General features: G+C 33.9%; 2 protein-coding genes. Both read left to right on the top strand.

All coding sequences use genetic code 11. The features are described 5' to 3' along the window. Nucleotides 1-56 precede the first annotated feature (56 nt). Nucleotides 57-554, top strand: coding sequence for a transposase (locus tag ESZ50_RS04070; RefSeq protein WP_148622332.1), 498 nt, complete (start codon nt 57-59; stop codon nt 552-554). Next, complete coding sequence (locus tag ESZ50_RS04065) at nt 509-1,405, top strand: IS3 family transposase (protein WP_246111508.1); 897 nt, start codon at nt 509-511, stop codon at nt 1,403-1,405. The genes ESZ50_RS04070 and ESZ50_RS04065 overlap by 46 nt, the downstream gene beginning before the upstream one ends. The last annotated feature ends 33 nt before the right edge of the window (nt 1,406-1,438 follow it).

The following is a 1,438-nucleotide window of genomic DNA, read 5'->3' as shown; positions in this document are numbered from 1 at the left end:
TGATGTGAACCCCGTAAGTTGGACAGAAATTGTCTGACTTACGGGGTTATTTTTTTATGACAAAATATTCAAATGAATTTAAGTTAAAGGTTATTCATGAATATCTAGATGGAGATATTGGCTTTGCAGCATTAGCTGAGAAATACAATATTGCCAGTAAGAAGAATATTACTGAATGGGTTAATCAATACGAAGTAACCGGCTCTATTGGTCGAATTAAGAATGAATCATATTCATTTGATTTTAAGAAAATGGTTTTAGAGTATTCATTAAATCATTCATATTCAGAAACCTCGAAGAGGTTTAAGGTATTTCCAAGTGCAGTTATTAGCTCTTGGCGTGCTAAGGTAGATAAATTTGGGTATGATGGATTAAAAAACAAAGTCCGAGGAAAGCGCACTATGCCTTATGATAAGAGAGCTAGTGATATGTCATATGAAGCCGATCAGTTAGCCAAGGTTATTGAGGAGAATCGTAGACTACGCATGGAAAATGCTGTCCTAAAAAAATTAAATGCCTTAGTGATGCAACGAACCGAGAAAAACAAGAAGTAGTTGATACACTAAGGCGTACACCTGATTTTAAATTATCAGAATTGCTAACTTACGTTAGCCTTACTAGAAGTACTTATTACTATCTAAAATCACATCCAAAAAATACAATACGTGATGATAAACTGGCTGCTTTAATCAAAGAAATAAAAGCACCAAAATTTCAAGAAGAGTACGGTTATCGACGTGTTACGGGCGAGCTACATGATAATGGGTATCAGGTTAATCATAAAAGAGTATTATCAATTATGCGCCAATATAACCTGCTTAGTAAAAAATATAATACACGCAGACGCCGATATAATTCATACAGAGGAACTGTTGGTCGTATAGCTGATAGACTCATTAAACGTGATTTCGCAGCAGACAAACCCTACCAGAAGATAGTGACGGATATTACTGAAATTAAGTACAATGGTCAACAGAAAGCCTATGTTACTGCCTATGTAGATTTATACTCATCTGAAGTGTTATCTTTTAACGTTACAAAAACACCATCATTAGCATTAGTTGTTGATCCTTTATTAGAACTATCAAATATAGATAATGCGATTATTCATAGTGATCAAGGATTTCATTATCAAAAACCAGTATTTCTCAGAGCACTAGATAGATTAAACTTACGTCAGAGTATGAGCCGCAAGGCTACACCACTTGATAATGCTCCTATTGAGAGTTTCTTCCACATTCTCAAAGTGAATGTTGTATACGATAAAAACTATGAATCTTTTGATAAATTTAGGTCTGAAATTAATGATTTTATCTATTATTACAATAATAGACGGAGAAAAGAAAAACTCCATGGTTTGTCACCAGTAAAATACCGACAACTCGCCATGGAGATTGCTAATTAATATTATATTGTCCAACTTTTGGGGTTCACATCA

The organism is Weissella muntiaci (assembly GCF_008107635.1).
GTDB classification, from domain to species: Bacteria; Bacillota; Bacilli; order Lactobacillales; family Lactobacillaceae; genus Weissella; species Weissella muntiaci.
This window is presented reverse-complemented; position numbering and strand designations above follow the sequence as displayed.

Bases quoted from the DNA above. Each gene is read 5' to 3' on its own strand.
- ESZ50_RS04070 (WP_148622332.1), top strand. From the start codon at position 57: ATGACAAAATATTCAAATGAATTTAAGTTAAAGGTTATTCATGAATAT.